Annotated in this window: 14 protein-coding genes and 1 riboswitch; all 14 genes read left to right on the plus strand. The window is 51.2% G+C overall.

The annotated features are described in order from the left end of the window. Positions 1-9 precede the first annotated feature (9 nt). Positions 10-112, plus strand: a riboswitch (TPP riboswitch). 90 nt (positions 113-202) lie between these two features. The 14 genes from AC3IRK_RS06320 to AC3IRK_RS06385 all read left to right on the plus strand — a co-directional run bounded on the left by AC3IRK_RS06320 (position 203) and on the right by AC3IRK_RS06385 (position 12,200). Beyond that, a complete protein-coding gene (locus AC3IRK_RS06320) occupies positions 203-799 on the plus strand; it encodes a thiamine phosphate synthase (RefSeq protein WP_131973031.1) in 597 nt (198 codons plus the stop codon). After that, positions 796-1,785 carry an NAD(P)/FAD-dependent oxidoreductase gene (locus tag AC3IRK_RS06325; protein ID WP_489170529.1) on the plus strand — a complete coding sequence of 330 codons (990 nt, stop codon included), beginning with the start codon at positions 796-798 and terminating at the stop codon, positions 1,783-1,785. Before AC3IRK_RS06320 ends, AC3IRK_RS06325 begins: the two co-directional genes overlap by 4 nt. Next, positions 1,782-1,985: a sulfur carrier protein ThiS gene (gene thiS, locus AC3IRK_RS06330; RefSeq protein ID WP_131973029.1), complete on the plus strand. Its 204-nt coding sequence runs from the start codon at positions 1,782-1,784 to the stop codon at positions 1,983-1,985. Before AC3IRK_RS06325 ends, thiS begins: the two co-directional genes overlap by 4 nt. 1 nt (position 1,986) lies before the next feature. Beyond that, positions 1,987-2,754, plus strand: a complete 768-nt coding sequence (locus tag AC3IRK_RS06335) for a thiazole synthase (RefSeq protein ID WP_489170530.1) — start codon at positions 1,987-1,989, stop codon at positions 2,752-2,754. Next, positions 2,751-3,779: a ThiF family adenylyltransferase gene (locus AC3IRK_RS06340; RefSeq protein WP_489170531.1), complete on the plus strand. Its 1,029-nt coding sequence runs from the start codon at positions 2,751-2,753 to the stop codon at positions 3,777-3,779. The genes AC3IRK_RS06335 and AC3IRK_RS06340 overlap by 4 nt, the downstream gene beginning before the upstream one ends. Before the next feature lie 108 nt (positions 3,780-3,887). Beyond that, complete coding sequence (locus tag AC3IRK_RS06345; RefSeq protein WP_131502886.1) at positions 3,888-4,277, plus strand: hypothetical protein; 390 nt, start codon at positions 3,888-3,890, stop codon at positions 4,275-4,277. An 82-nt stretch (positions 4,278-4,359) separates the two neighbouring features. Beyond that, positions 4,360-4,566 carry a helix-hairpin-helix domain-containing protein gene (locus AC3IRK_RS06350; RefSeq protein WP_131973025.1) on the plus strand — a complete coding sequence of 69 codons (207 nt, stop codon included), beginning with the start codon at positions 4,360-4,362 and terminating at the stop codon, positions 4,564-4,566. A 146-nt stretch (positions 4,567-4,712) separates the two neighbouring features. Then, positions 4,713-5,834, plus strand: coding sequence for a metallophosphoesterase family protein (locus AC3IRK_RS06355; RefSeq protein ID WP_131502884.1), 1,122 nt, complete (start codon positions 4,713-4,715; stop codon positions 5,832-5,834). Then, the gene (locus tag AC3IRK_RS06360; RefSeq protein ID WP_489170532.1) at positions 5,816-8,803 is read left to right on the plus strand and encodes an AAA family ATPase; all 2,988 of its coding nucleotides are present in this window, start codon (positions 5,816-5,818) and stop codon (positions 8,801-8,803) included. Before AC3IRK_RS06355 ends, AC3IRK_RS06360 begins: the two co-directional genes overlap by 19 nt. Before the next feature lie 10 nt (positions 8,804-8,813). Continuing rightward, the gene (locus tag AC3IRK_RS06365) at positions 8,814-9,605 is read left to right on the plus strand and encodes an AAC(3) family N-acetyltransferase (RefSeq protein WP_214765030.1); all 792 of its coding nucleotides are present in this window, start codon (positions 8,814-8,816) and stop codon (positions 9,603-9,605) included. Positions 9,606-9,663: 58 nt separating this feature from the next. Beyond that, positions 9,664-10,401, plus strand: a complete 738-nt coding sequence (locus tag AC3IRK_RS06370) for a Bax inhibitor-1/YccA family protein (RefSeq protein ID WP_489170533.1) — start codon at positions 9,664-9,666, stop codon at positions 10,399-10,401. A gap of 226 nt (positions 10,402-10,627) precedes the next feature. Beyond that, complete coding sequence (locus AC3IRK_RS06375; protein WP_214765029.1) at positions 10,628-11,026, plus strand: RrF2 family transcriptional regulator; 399 nt, start codon at positions 10,628-10,630, stop codon at positions 11,024-11,026. A gap of 241 nt (positions 11,027-11,267) precedes the next feature. After that, a complete protein-coding gene (locus AC3IRK_RS06380; RefSeq protein WP_426355085.1) occupies positions 11,268-11,678 on the plus strand; it encodes a hypothetical protein in 411 nt (136 codons plus the stop codon). A 132-nt stretch (positions 11,679-11,810) separates the two neighbouring features. Next, a complete protein-coding gene (locus AC3IRK_RS06385) occupies positions 11,811-12,200 on the plus strand; it encodes a thiol-disulfide oxidoreductase DCC family protein (RefSeq protein WP_131973019.1) in 390 nt (129 codons plus the stop codon). Positions 12,201-12,255 lie beyond the last annotated feature (55 nt).

Raw genomic sequence — 12,255 nt, forward strand, 5'->3', positions numbered from 1 at the left:
ACAAATCAATATCTACACTAGGGGAGTCTCGCAGCAGACTGAGACGGAAGTATCCGGACCCTTTGAACCTGATCTAGTTCGTACTAGCGGAGGGAAGTGGATTCCGATCATTCATAGAGGATGCGACGACTGTCGCCCTTTTTTGTAGGACCACTCCATCAGTTCATGGGGTAGTCCTTTTTCGTGTGGAAAGGGGGAAATGATGAGCCAGTTACATCTGATGACAACCGGCAAGCGGCATCCGGACATACTCGAACAGCTGTTGCCGAAACTCGCACTATCCGTCGACCGGATTCATCTGCGGGAGCCGTTATGGTCAGCGAAGGAACTGGTCGTGTGCATCGAAACACTCGTGCGACGAGGCGTAAAGACAGAGCAATTAATTGTCCATGACCGGCTGGACGTGGCAGTCGTCACCGGCACCGGAGTTCAGCTGACAACACGCAGCATTCCGGTCGACCTCGTCCGTCACCGTTTTCCGGAACTGGTGATCGGTCAATCGGTTCACTCGTTAACGGAAGCGATAGCGGCGGAACAAGCCGGTGCTGATTACGTCCTGTACGGCCATATTTTTGAGACGGGATCAAAACCGGGTGTACCGCCCCGGGGACTCGACGCCTTGAAACAAGTTGTCGACTGGACATCGATTCCTGTCATTGCAATTGGTGGCATTACACCGGACAATCTGCCGGATATCCTGGCGACCGGCTGCGCAGGCGGGGCCGTCTTGTCGGGCATTCTCGGTCAGGCGTCTCCGGTCGAAGCAGCCAACCGGTTCCGGGCGGTGATGCAACGATGACACGCCCGGATGTTTTAATCATTGGAGCCGGCATCATTGGTTTGACGCTCGGCTATGAGCTCCTGCAGCGCGGGAAAACCGTTCATTTGCTTGAACAGTCAACTGTCGGTCAGGGAGCGACGCAAGCAGCAGCGGGAATGCTCGCGACAGATGAAGAATTGCTGGCACCGTTACATGAACTGGCCCGGCTGAGCCGGACGCTGTATCCGGAATTCGTGCAACAATTGTTTGACGAGACCGGTCTCGGAAGCGGGTATCTGGAACAACCGTTTCGTATGCAACAGGCGCATCACTGGCGGACGTTTGATTCGGTCGGACAGGTTGATCCGCGGTTGCTTGCACAAGCATTACGCAGTGCCATCGAACGACGGGGCGGGGTAATCGAAGAGGCAACGATCGTAGCACGTCTCGTACGGGACGGACAAACGGTGACCGGCGCCGAGACGAACCGGGGGCTACGGGCGGGCAGACAAATTATTGTCGCCGGTGGTCGCGGATCGGAAGAATTGTTACAGACGGTCGGAGTGACGATTAACACACTTCCGGTCAAGGGCGAGTGTCTGTCTGTCCGGCTGACGACCGGACAACTCAATCGGACGCTGTTTGGTGATGCGGTCTATTTAGTCCCGAAAGCAGACGGACGGATCATCATCGGGGCGACGGAACGGGTTGGTGATGAATCAACGACCGTCAGTCTGAACAGTATTCGTTTGTTATTGAATGCAGCAGTAAAGCTCTATCCGCCGCTTACAGAGGCCGTGTTCGTGGAAGCTTGGTCCGGTGTTCGACCGCAAACCGGGGACGGTCTGCCGTATCTCGGAGCAGTGGACGGAATCGATGGGTTGTTCGTCGCGTCAGGCCATCACCGGCATGGCATCTTACTGGCCCCTGCGACGGCCAATGTGTTAGCCGATTGTCTCATGGGGCAAACGCCAAGAGTGACACTGGATGGTTTTAACAGCCGACGACAGGAGGAAAGCAGATGACTATCCGATTGAATGGGAAAAACTATGCTTTGACAGAGGAAATCAAGACGTTACACGACTTGTTAGAAAAACTGGAGATTCAGGGACAGGTCGTCATCATCGAACAGAATCATCAAATCATCGACCGGTCGAGCTATCCGGATACGGACGTTACGTCCGGAGATGTCATTGAAATCGTTCATTTTGTAGGAGGCGGATAACATGTTAGAAATTGGCGGAAAAACATTTGCATCACGATTGTTACTGGGGACAGGAAAATATCCGGATAATGAGAAGCAACAGCAAGCGGTCGAAGCATCGGAAACAAACATTTTAACGTTTTCCGTCCGGCGTCTCGACGTCTTTGCAAAGGAACAGAACGATCCGCTCGCAGCGCTTGACTTAAGCTGCTATGATCTCTTGCCGAACACTGCGGGTGCGAAGACGGCGGAGGAAGCGGTCCGCCTTGCCCGCCTTGCCCGGGCCTCAGGGATGTGCGATATGGTCAAGGTCGAGGTAATCGGTTGTGACAAGACACTGCTGCCGGATCCGATTGAAACATTACGAGCAGCAGAGGAATTAATCAAGGATGGCTTCATCGTCTTGCCGTATACATCAGACGATTTGTTGCTTGCCCGTCGGCTCGAAGAACTCGGCTGTCATGCGATTATGCCGGCAGCATCACCAATCGGTTCCGGACAGGGCATCTTAAATCCGCTCGCGCTCAGCTTCATCATCGAACAAATGTCAGTACCGGTCATCGTCGACGCCGGCATCGGTTCACCGGCTGACGCGGCGTACGCGATGGAGCTCGGAGCTGATGGTGTCCTGTTGAATTCAGCCGTCGCGCATGCGAAAGACCCGGTCAAGATGGCACGTGCAATGAAGCTTGCGGTTGAAGCGGGACGACTCGGCTTTGAAGCAGGACGGATTGAGAAAAAACGGTATGCGACGGCGAGCAGTCCGACGACCGGGATCAGTCGCCCATGATGGACCGGTATAGCCGACAAATCCGCTTTCGTCCAATCGGACAGGAGGGGCAGGATCAACTGGGACAGCGGCACGTCGTCATCATCGGTCTCGGTGCACTCGGGACAGCGAGTGCGGAACAGCTTGTCCGGGCAGGAATCGGACGAGTGACTCTGATCGACCGGGATTACGTCGAGTGGAGCAATTTACAACGGCAACAACTCTATACGGAACAGGATGTCAGGAACCATTTGCCAAAGGCGGTTGCGGCGAAACGCCGGCTCGGTGCCGTCAATTCGACGGTGACGATCGAGGCGATTGTCGAAGATGTGACGGCAATGAATATTACACGGATTGTCGGACAAGCAGATTTGCTTGTGGATGGGACCGATAACTTCGTTGTCCGGATGCTGATCAATGATGTTGCGGCAAAATTTCGGATTCCTTGGATTTACGGTGCATGTGTCGGCAGTTATGGCATGACCTATACGATTCGTCCGGGACAGACCCCTTGTCTGCATTGTTTGCTCAATCATTTGCCGAAACAGCAGGAGACATGTGATACGTCAGGCGTCATCAGTCCGGTCGTCCAGCTGGTTGCGGCGCATCAAGTGACGGAAGCATTAAAATACTTGACCGGAGCGGAAGCTGCATTACGGCAGACGGTGCTGTCATTTGATGTCTGGAACAATCAACAGAGCCAAATCAATGTTGTGTCCTTAAAACAATCTTCTTGTCCGTCCTGCGGCGATAACCCCGTCTATCCGTACCTCAATGCTCAGCCACTTCACTTCGTGACATTATGCGGCCGGGATACCGTTCAAATCCGCGGGGAAGGGACCCGTGATTTAATCCGGCTTGAACAGGAGATGAGTGGCCGTGGGATCAGCTGTCTACGCAATCCGTATCTGTTGATGTTCGAGACGGAACAACATCGGATTACCGCCTTTGCCGATGGGCGGATCCTGCTTCACGGCGAAGCGGATCTTGTGCAAGCGAAACAGATTTACGAGACCTATTTCGAAGGGACGTTCACAAAAAAATAAAACATTTTTTTGAATACATGTTTTAGATGTTTAAAAAAGAGGTAAATAAGACTTCAGACGTAAGTCGGAGATTTTTGGTGAAATTGAATGTGAAGAGGAGTGATTACGATGAAACAAGAATTCGATCAATCGATCCAGTCATTGGATCAGACGAAGCGGACAGACCATGCAGCTGAAGCCGTTCAGCAAGCGAATTGGAATCCAGACCGGTATCGGACGAACCTGAATCCGTTCTATCTGTCACCTTGCAGCGTCGAACGCCGGGAAGACCGTCAACAGGAAGTTGACCGGATTGTCGAAGTCGAGCCTACATCCTCCCCTCTCCAACAGTTATTCGAGCAGAAGCAGGAAGAACATATAACAGCAATTGAACCAGGTTCTGCGAAAAATCCCGGAGGAAAATTTACGACCGGGATTGTCGTCGGGGCAATCATCGGAGGGTCCGTGTCTATCTTCACGTCGGTCAAACGATTTCGTCAAAAGCGCCACACCCACTGAAGATGACAAATAAGCCGTCCGAAAAACCGCCTTCCAGCTAAACAGGAAGGCGGTTTTTGTCTATTGTCAGGAGGAAGCTATAATGAATTCAGACAAACCTGAGGCGAATCCTTTTGAGCTTCTCGCAAAGCCGGCACAACGGGCCCTGAGTGAACACGGCGTGACATCATTGGAATTGTTAGCGATGTATCATGAACATGATATTCTGCAGTGGCACGGAATCGGACCTTCTTCGATACCGAAGTTAAAACAGTTGCTTGGTGAACGTGGACTGACCTTTAAAACATGATGCATCATAAAACCCATTGCTTGACCGGGAGACTATCGGTCAAGCAATGGGTTTTACTTGGTTTGGAATCGGTCAGATCATCGTCAGAACCATTCAAGTCATGCTAAAATAAGGATATTATAGAGGAAAAGTGAGCGTGATGAGAGATGAAATGGATTCATACTGCCGATTGGCATTTAGGAAAAATCGTTCATGGCGAATCGATGCTCGACAATCAGCGGGCTGTTCTCCAGGAATTTCTACAATTGCTTGACCGGGAACAGCCGGACGCGGTCATCATTGCCGGTGATCTGTATGACCGTGCCGTCCCGCCGACGGAAGCGGTCGAACTGCTTGATACGGTGTTAGCCGACATTGTTTTGGAACGGAAGATTCCGGTCGTCGCGATCAGCGGCAACCATGATTCAGCGGAACGGCTGAGTTTCGGTACACCGTTATTACAACGGGCGGGTCTTCACCTGGCAGGTAAATTGACGGAGGCGATCGAACCGGTTCAGATCAACGGCGTCCGTTTTTATCCGGTGCCGTTCGCAGATCCGGCGACCGTCCGCTATGTCTATCAGGATGAAACAATCCGGACGCATGATGACGCGATGCGAAAAATCATCGGAACGCTGGACATCGATGGACCAAGTGTCCTCGTTGGGCATGCCTTTGTCATCGGCGGGCTTGAGACCGATTCCGAACGCCAATTGTCGGTCGGGACAGCGGGACAGGTCAGCGCCAGTGCGTTTGCTCCGTTCACCTATACGGCGCTCGGACATTTGCATAATCCACTTGCGATCAAGTCGGAGACAATCCGGTACAGCGGTTCGTTATTGAAATATTCGTTTTCGGAAGCCAGTCATGTCAAAGGCGTCGATATTTTGACACTGAACGAAAACGGGACGTTTGACCGTCGCTTCGAACCGTTGACGGCCAAGCGCGATTTGCGTGAACTGACAGGCAGTCTTGCCGAACTGACGGATCCGGTCTTCGTCGAAACACAAGCGACGGACGATTACATTAAAATCAACCTGACGGATGCCGAAGCCTTGATTGATCCGATGGGGAAACTGAAGAAACTGTACCCGAACATCCTCCATCTCGAGCGGACCGGCTTCACCCGCGAAAGTACCCGGGCGGTCCAGGCATCACGCGATCAGGTCCAGGCGGCGACGCTGACGGATCTGTTCCAGGAGTTTTATGAAGCAGTCCGGGAAAAACAACCGACGGATGCAATGCAGGCCGTCTTAGAGGAGGAAGCTGCATGCGTCCAGAACGATTAACCTTACGTGCTTTCGGACCGTTTGCCGACGAACAGACAATTGATTTTCGCGCGCTCGGCGGTCGGACGATGTTCGTCATCTCGGGGAATACCGGTGCCGGGAAAACGACGATTTTTGATGCGCTGACGTTTGCTTTATATGGCGAGACGTCAGGCGGGGAACGGGAAATGAGCGATTTGCGCAGTCATTTCGCGAAACCGGAAGACAAGACGGAAGTTGAACTCGAATTTCTGTTAAAAGGCGAACGCTACCGAATTATCCGGCAACCGAGTCAGCCGCATCCGGTCAATAAGACGGATTACGGCCATGAGGCGGAACTCGCCCGGCATGACGGGACGGCCTGGAAGCCGCTTGCGCTGAAAATCCCGGAAATCCGCCAACAGGTGCAGGAACTGTTACAACTCGATCACAAACAGTTTTCGCAAATCTTATTGCTTCCGCAAAATAAGTTCCGGGAACTGTTAATGGCGGAGTCAAAAGATAAGCTGCAGATCCTCAAGCAGTTGTTCAAGACGGAACATTATGGGGAGTTTCAGCAACGGCTGCACCGGAAAGCGCTGGATCTTGCTGCGGCGATCAAAGAAACGAAAACGAAGCAGCTTGCGAAGCTCGAAGAATTACCGCTCGACCTCAACTGGTCGGAAGCGACGGAAACGACAATCCGTCACCAGACAGATACATTGCTTGTAGCACTTGATGAAAAAATTGAACAGGCGAAAACGGTGGAACAGACAGGACGTCAAACGGTCGAACAGTTGACGGAGCGGCTGCGGCAGGCGGAGCACCTCGAGCAGACATTTACCGAGTACGATCAATTGTTACATCTCGAAAAACAGCTCGCCTTGACGTTGCCGGAAACAATACGCCAGAAAAAACAATATGACGCGGCTTCCCGGGCAGCAGCCATCCAAGGGGTGTACGAAATGTTTCAGTCGGAGGAACAATCGGTCCGGCAATTGACCGGGACGAAACAAACCGTCCTGTCCGAACTCAAGCACCTGCAACAGCAACTCGACCAGGTCAACCGGACCGTCGAACGATTGACGATGCAGGAACCGGAAATACGCGAGGCGTCACGGCGCCTGGAGCAAATCACGGAAGAGCTGCAACGGCTGAAGGATCAAGAACAATTGGTGCGTCAACAAGAAGACTTACGGCGTGCCGTTGCTAAGCTGAATCCGGACGCATTACGTGAACAACGGACCCGTCAGCGCAGTGACCGGACACAGCTGCAGGCAGAGATTTCGATGATGATCGACGATTCGAGCACCCGTCTGTCCTTACAGGAACGCCGCTTCGTCCTGCAATCCATGGAACAGAAACACTTAGAGTGGCAACGGAATGAAGCCGATCGGCTCCGGTTGATCGAGCAGGGGACACGCGTGAAAGCGGAGAAAGAACAGGCTGAAAAAACGTACACGGCTGGCCGGCAGAATGAACGCCGTCAACTGGCAGCGGAACTTGCGGCACATCTGCATGACGGGGAAGCATGTCCGGTCTGCGGTAGTGCAACGCATCCGCAACTTGCTGTCAAAACGGAAGCGCTCGATCTCGAAGCGTTGCATCAGGCCTACTTAACCGCACAATCGGCGCACCAGGAGTTACAGGCGACGTACCGGACAGTCGCAGAACGGAAACGGCAACTCGAACAGGAACTCGCGACACTTGCAGACGGACAACCGGTTCCGACTGATGTGACCGCAATTCGTTCTGAAATCAACGACTTGAAAGGGCAAGAAAATCGATTACAGCAACTGGATCAACAGCTCCGGACAATCGAGACGGCATTGGAACAGGCGGACCGGCAAATCGAAGAGGAGACGAATCAGCAGTCGAAACTGTTGCTTGAGCTCGCTCGGCTTGAAGGCATGCTGAACCGAAATCCGGATGAGCCGTCACGTCGTGAGTTGGAAACTGAACAGCAGACACTGACAAAACGATTGGCGGAGTTTGAAGCGGCACGGACAGCAAGTCAGAATCAAAAACAACGGCTCGATCAAGAAGTCGCGGCACGAAGTGGACGCCTCGAGCATATCGAAGAAGAATTGGCGACACATACATCCAAGCAGACGGAAGTCAAACGCGTGTTTGAACGGAGTTTACAGGAAGAACGCTTCGAGACAGTCGAACAATTCGAGCAGGCCCGTCTGACACGACAGATGATGGAAGGGTTAGCGGAACGACTCGAAGCCGACCGGCGAAAACGGCAGGATGTCGAAAGTGGTCTTGGGCGGATCCGACAACTGATTCAGCAACAGGATCGTCCGGATCTGACGGCTCTTCGTCCGCTCGTCAGACAAGCGGAAGCGGAACTGGCGACAGCGACGGATTACCGGATTGGCGTTGAGAAAGAACAGTTGCACATCAAACAACTGGTCGATGCCTGGTCGAGTCTTCAGCAACAAATCGAAGCGGAGGATGCACGGTACGGTATCCTCGGTGAGCTGGCCCGGGTCGGTGTCGGAGAGAACGCGCAACGGATGACGTTTGAAACGTATGTCCAGACCGCCTACTTTGACGAAATCCTGCAGGCGGCGAACCGTCACTTGCACGGGATGACGTCCGGACGCTTCCTGCTCGAACGGAAGACGGAAGCCGGAAAAGGCTTGAAGAAATACGGTCTTGATTTAAACGTTTTTGATGCCTATACGTCGCAGACCCGGCACGTCAAGACGTTGTCCGGCGGGGAAAGCTTTAAGGCCTCACTCGCCTTGGCACTCGGTCTGTCGGAAGTCGTGCAGGAAGCGAGCGGCGGCGTGTCGCTTGAGACGATGTTCATCGATGAAGGATTCGGTACGCTTGATCCGGAATCGCTCGAGCAGGCGATCGAGACACTGCTTTCGATTCAGGCAAGCGGCCGGATGGTCGGAATCATCAGTCACGTTCAGGAACTGAAGTCACGGGTCGATGCGAAAATTGAAGTGACGCAAGGCAAAACAGGATCGACGATTCGTCTTGTCGTCGAGTGAGGGGTGCGAAATGGAAACAAGACAAATGGTCACGAAATCAAAACTGATCACCGATTTGAAACAACTCGGTGTGACGCCGGGTATGAAAGTGTTCGTCCACAGCGCGATGAAACAGATCGGCTGGATTCCCGGCGGAGCACAAGCGCTGATCGAAGCGTTGCAGGAAGTCATCACGCCGGACGGTCTGATCATGATGGCGGCACAGAGTACGGATAATTCGGATCCGAAAAACTGGAGCCGTCCTGCCGTTCCGGAAGACTGGTGGGAGACAATCCGTCAGCAAATGCCGGCATACGACCCGGCGAAGACACCAACCCGGAGTATCGGCAAGGTACCGGAACTGTTCCGGACGTTCCCGGGCGTCAAACGCAGTGCCCACCCGATGTGGTCAGTCACGGCGTGGGGAAACGAGGCATCGGAATTCGTTGCCGGACATACGATTGAAAATGGATTTGGTCCTGGTTCACCGCTTGAAAAGTTCATCGAAGCGGACGGACAGATTCTGCATCTCGGTTCACCGTGGGATTCGACGACCGTCTGGCATTACGCCGAATACGGAGTCGACCGGCCGCTCGAGGAATCGGGATGTAAGATGCTTCAAGGAGATGAAGAAATCTTCATTCGTTATCAGCACCGGATCATCGACAGTGATCCTTTTGGACCGATTGGCGAAGGGATTATGGACGAACCGTTCGTCACGACAGGTAAAGTCGGACAGGCGACGTCGCACCTTGTCTCAGCGAAAGCATCGATCCCGGTCGTCATGCTGCAGCTGAATGCCTTAAATAGTTGGTTAAGCTGAAACTTTTCCGGGAAACAACCGTAGTAAGAAATAGAAAAGTAGAAGGAGTGAACGCAAGATGGCAACACGTTTTAAAGTGAATCCGGCCTTACGCCGCGGTTTTGAGACGGCGCGTGCCGGTGAACGGCCGATGACGAAGGCAGGGACGATGAGTAAGATTTTCCTGTTGCTCGCCCTTGTCACGGCAGCAGCCGGTGGAACATGGTTCTTCTTAGCCGCGAATCCGCAATTTTTAGTACCGGCTTTGATCGGCGGAGTCGTCTTCGGATTGATTCTCGCGCTGATCATCACGTTTAAACCACGAACGGCACCCGTGCTCTCACCGGTCTATGCAATCGTCGAAGGGGTCGCCGTCGGAGCGATTTCGTTGATGTTCGAAAGTATGTACCCGGGACTCGTCGGTAAGGCGGTCCTCGCGACATTCGTCGTCTCGTTTGCGATGTGGTTCGTCTATACGACCGGCATGATCAAAGTCACGCAACGGTTCCGCTCAGCTGTCACGGCAGCGATTCTTTCAATCCTCGTCTTGTACGGCGTCAACTTGTTGCTCGCGTTGTTTGGTGTCGATCTGCCGTTCATGACCGGCAGTTCGCCGCTTGCGATCGGCATTCAGTTTGTCATCGTCATCGTCGCCTCACTGTCGCTCGTGATGGACTTTGATTTCATCTCGCAACAAGTCCAGGCCCGTGCGCCGAAATCGATGGAGTGGGTGGCCGCGTTCGGATTAATCGTCACGATCATCTGGCTCTACATCGAGTTGCTTGATCTGCTGTACCGTTTGGCAGCACGGGACTGATTATTACGAAAAGACATTGCGAAAACGCAATGTCTTTTTTTGATGGAGGAAGCACATAAATGCATTCGGATAAAAAAGGTAGAACCGGAAACCCTCAATTCGATTGTAAAATCCAAGAAAATATTTTATATTTGATTATATTATGTGCAAGTGCACGCTAACAACATAAACATAATCTCATGTAATTGTTTGATTAGAACGGCAAGAACTCAAGAAGGTGAAAAGAATGAAAATGACACGGTCGACGGATTATGCAATTCGCGTTCTGCTCTATGCCACTTTGAATCCCAACCGGCTTGTTCAAATCCAAGAAGTAGCGGATCATTACGCCATTTCCAAAAATCATTTGATGAAAATTGTCCATTCATTGAGTAAGTTCGGGTTAATTACGTCTTATCAGGGACGGAATGGGGGATTTAAGTTAGCCAAAGCACCGAATGAAATCACGCTGGGTCAAGTGGTGGCTTTATTTGAAGAAGTTTCGTATTTGAAAGAAGTATTGCCAACACACGAGAAAGAATCGCTTCGAAATACGCGGCAAGCTTTTGATAATGCTTTTTTATTATTTTCAAATGCTTTGCAAGCGTACACATTAGAAGATTTAACAAAAGTGCAGATTGGATGAAACGAATAAGCACGGTCTTCTTTTTATCAAAAGAAAAAGTGGACCGCTTTTCGTTTTTTTTATGGCTTCGGATTCGGTCTGAAAAGACGAAATATGTTAAACTAAAAAAGGCTAAGCAAATCAGGTTTCTTTGGAATTAAACATACGATATTCTTATATGTTTAATGTTTTGGCTGGATCTTGGCGCAACAAAAGAAAAATCTTCGAACATTTGGTATCGAGGTTAGAAAAGAGGTTTTTGATGTCTGAGATAAGCATTGAACGCATCATTCGTTTTATTCAAAAATTAATTCACCCTCCGTTTTTCCTTACGACGCGGCGGGGAAGAAATCATGAAGTTCACCTTGAAGTCCGGTATTTGGACGTGTCAGAACGTATGAAATCGTCCCTTCTTAATGAAACCATCCATCTCTTACATATGCATACAAGTGAAGAAGTGAGAGAACGACTACATGAGGAATTGCTGGCGGTTGCCGTCTATACACAAAAACATTCGACCTTGCTTTTTGCGTTCAGCTTGATCAACGAACCGCCTGTTCGAATCAAATTGATTCAGAATGAGCAGGTGACCTGTCAGACTCTTATCCGGACGCAGGATGATTTAAAAGCATTCGTTCAGAGCCTAGATACGCGATGGATGAGACAGGATTGATCGTCTCTAAAACATGTATAAAAATGGTATGGATTGATCATCGATAGCAATAAGAAGCGAAATACAGGTTTGCTTTATGGATTTGAGCTAAACTAGAAAAAAGGAAATCATTGATAGAGGGAGGACACAAACGTGAAGCCAATCATTTTATTTGATGGGGAATGCAATTTGTGTGATGCCAGTGTGCAGTTTATCCTGAAACGGGATCAAGGGTACTATGATTTTGCTTCATTGCAGGGCGCGACTGGACAGGAACTCATTCAAAAACATCGTTTACCATCTGATTTAAACAGTGTTGTGGTTATCGAGCAGGGAGTTCCTTATATCAAATCGGATGCAGCGCTACGGATTACCAGACACTTAAACGGCGCATGGCCATTCGCTTCGTTTTTCCGCTTCTTACCGCGTGTCGGAAGAGATTTTGTGTATGATATTGTCGCGAAACACCGGCATGAATGGTTCGGAGAAAAGCAACAATGTATGCTTCCTTCTAAAGAAACACGCGCCCGATTCCATGACTGATACGGGTTCGGCATATGTTTCATCAAAAAAGCCAGACGATGTTCATCGTCTGGCT

The organism is Exiguobacterium sp. GL_137 (assembly GCF_057834585.1).

What these genes read in the sequence shown, in the direction of transcription:
- AC3IRK_RS06320 (WP_131973031.1), top strand. Translation starts at nt 203, where the DNA reads ATGAGCCAGTTACATCTGATGACAACCGGCAAGCGGCATCCGGACATA.
- AC3IRK_RS06325 (WP_489170529.1), top strand. Translation starts at nt 796, where the DNA reads ATGACACGCCCGGATGTTTTAATCATTGGAGCCGGCATCATTGGTTTG.
- thiS (WP_131973029.1), top strand. Translation starts at nt 1,782, where the DNA reads ATGACTATCCGATTGAATGGGAAAAACTATGCTTTGACAGAGGAAATC.
- AC3IRK_RS06335 (WP_489170530.1), top strand. Translation starts at nt 1,987, where the DNA reads ATGTTAGAAATTGGCGGAAAAACATTTGCATCACGATTGTTACTGGGG.
- AC3IRK_RS06340 (WP_489170531.1), top strand. Translation starts at nt 2,751, where the DNA reads ATGATGGACCGGTATAGCCGACAAATCCGCTTTCGTCCAATCGGACAG.
- AC3IRK_RS06345 (WP_131502886.1), top strand. Translation starts at nt 3,888, where the DNA reads ATGAAACAAGAATTCGATCAATCGATCCAGTCATTGGATCAGACGAAG.
- AC3IRK_RS06350 (WP_131973025.1), top strand. Translation starts at nt 4,360, where the DNA reads ATGAATTCAGACAAACCTGAGGCGAATCCTTTTGAGCTTCTCGCAAAG.
- AC3IRK_RS06355 (WP_131502884.1), top strand. Translation starts at nt 4,713, where the DNA reads ATGAAATGGATTCATACTGCCGATTGGCATTTAGGAAAAATCGTTCAT.
- AC3IRK_RS06360 (WP_489170532.1), top strand. Translation starts at nt 5,816, where the DNA reads ATGCGTCCAGAACGATTAACCTTACGTGCTTTCGGACCGTTTGCCGAC.
- AC3IRK_RS06365 (WP_214765030.1), top strand. Translation starts at nt 8,814, where the DNA reads ATGGAAACAAGACAAATGGTCACGAAATCAAAACTGATCACCGATTTG.
- AC3IRK_RS06370 (WP_489170533.1), top strand. Translation starts at nt 9,664, where the DNA reads ATGGCAACACGTTTTAAAGTGAATCCGGCCTTACGCCGCGGTTTTGAG.
- AC3IRK_RS06375 (WP_214765029.1), top strand. Translation starts at nt 10,628, where the DNA reads ATGAAAATGACACGGTCGACGGATTATGCAATTCGCGTTCTGCTCTAT.
- AC3IRK_RS06380 (WP_426355085.1), top strand. Translation starts at nt 11,268, where the DNA reads ATGTCTGAGATAAGCATTGAACGCATCATTCGTTTTATTCAAAAATTA.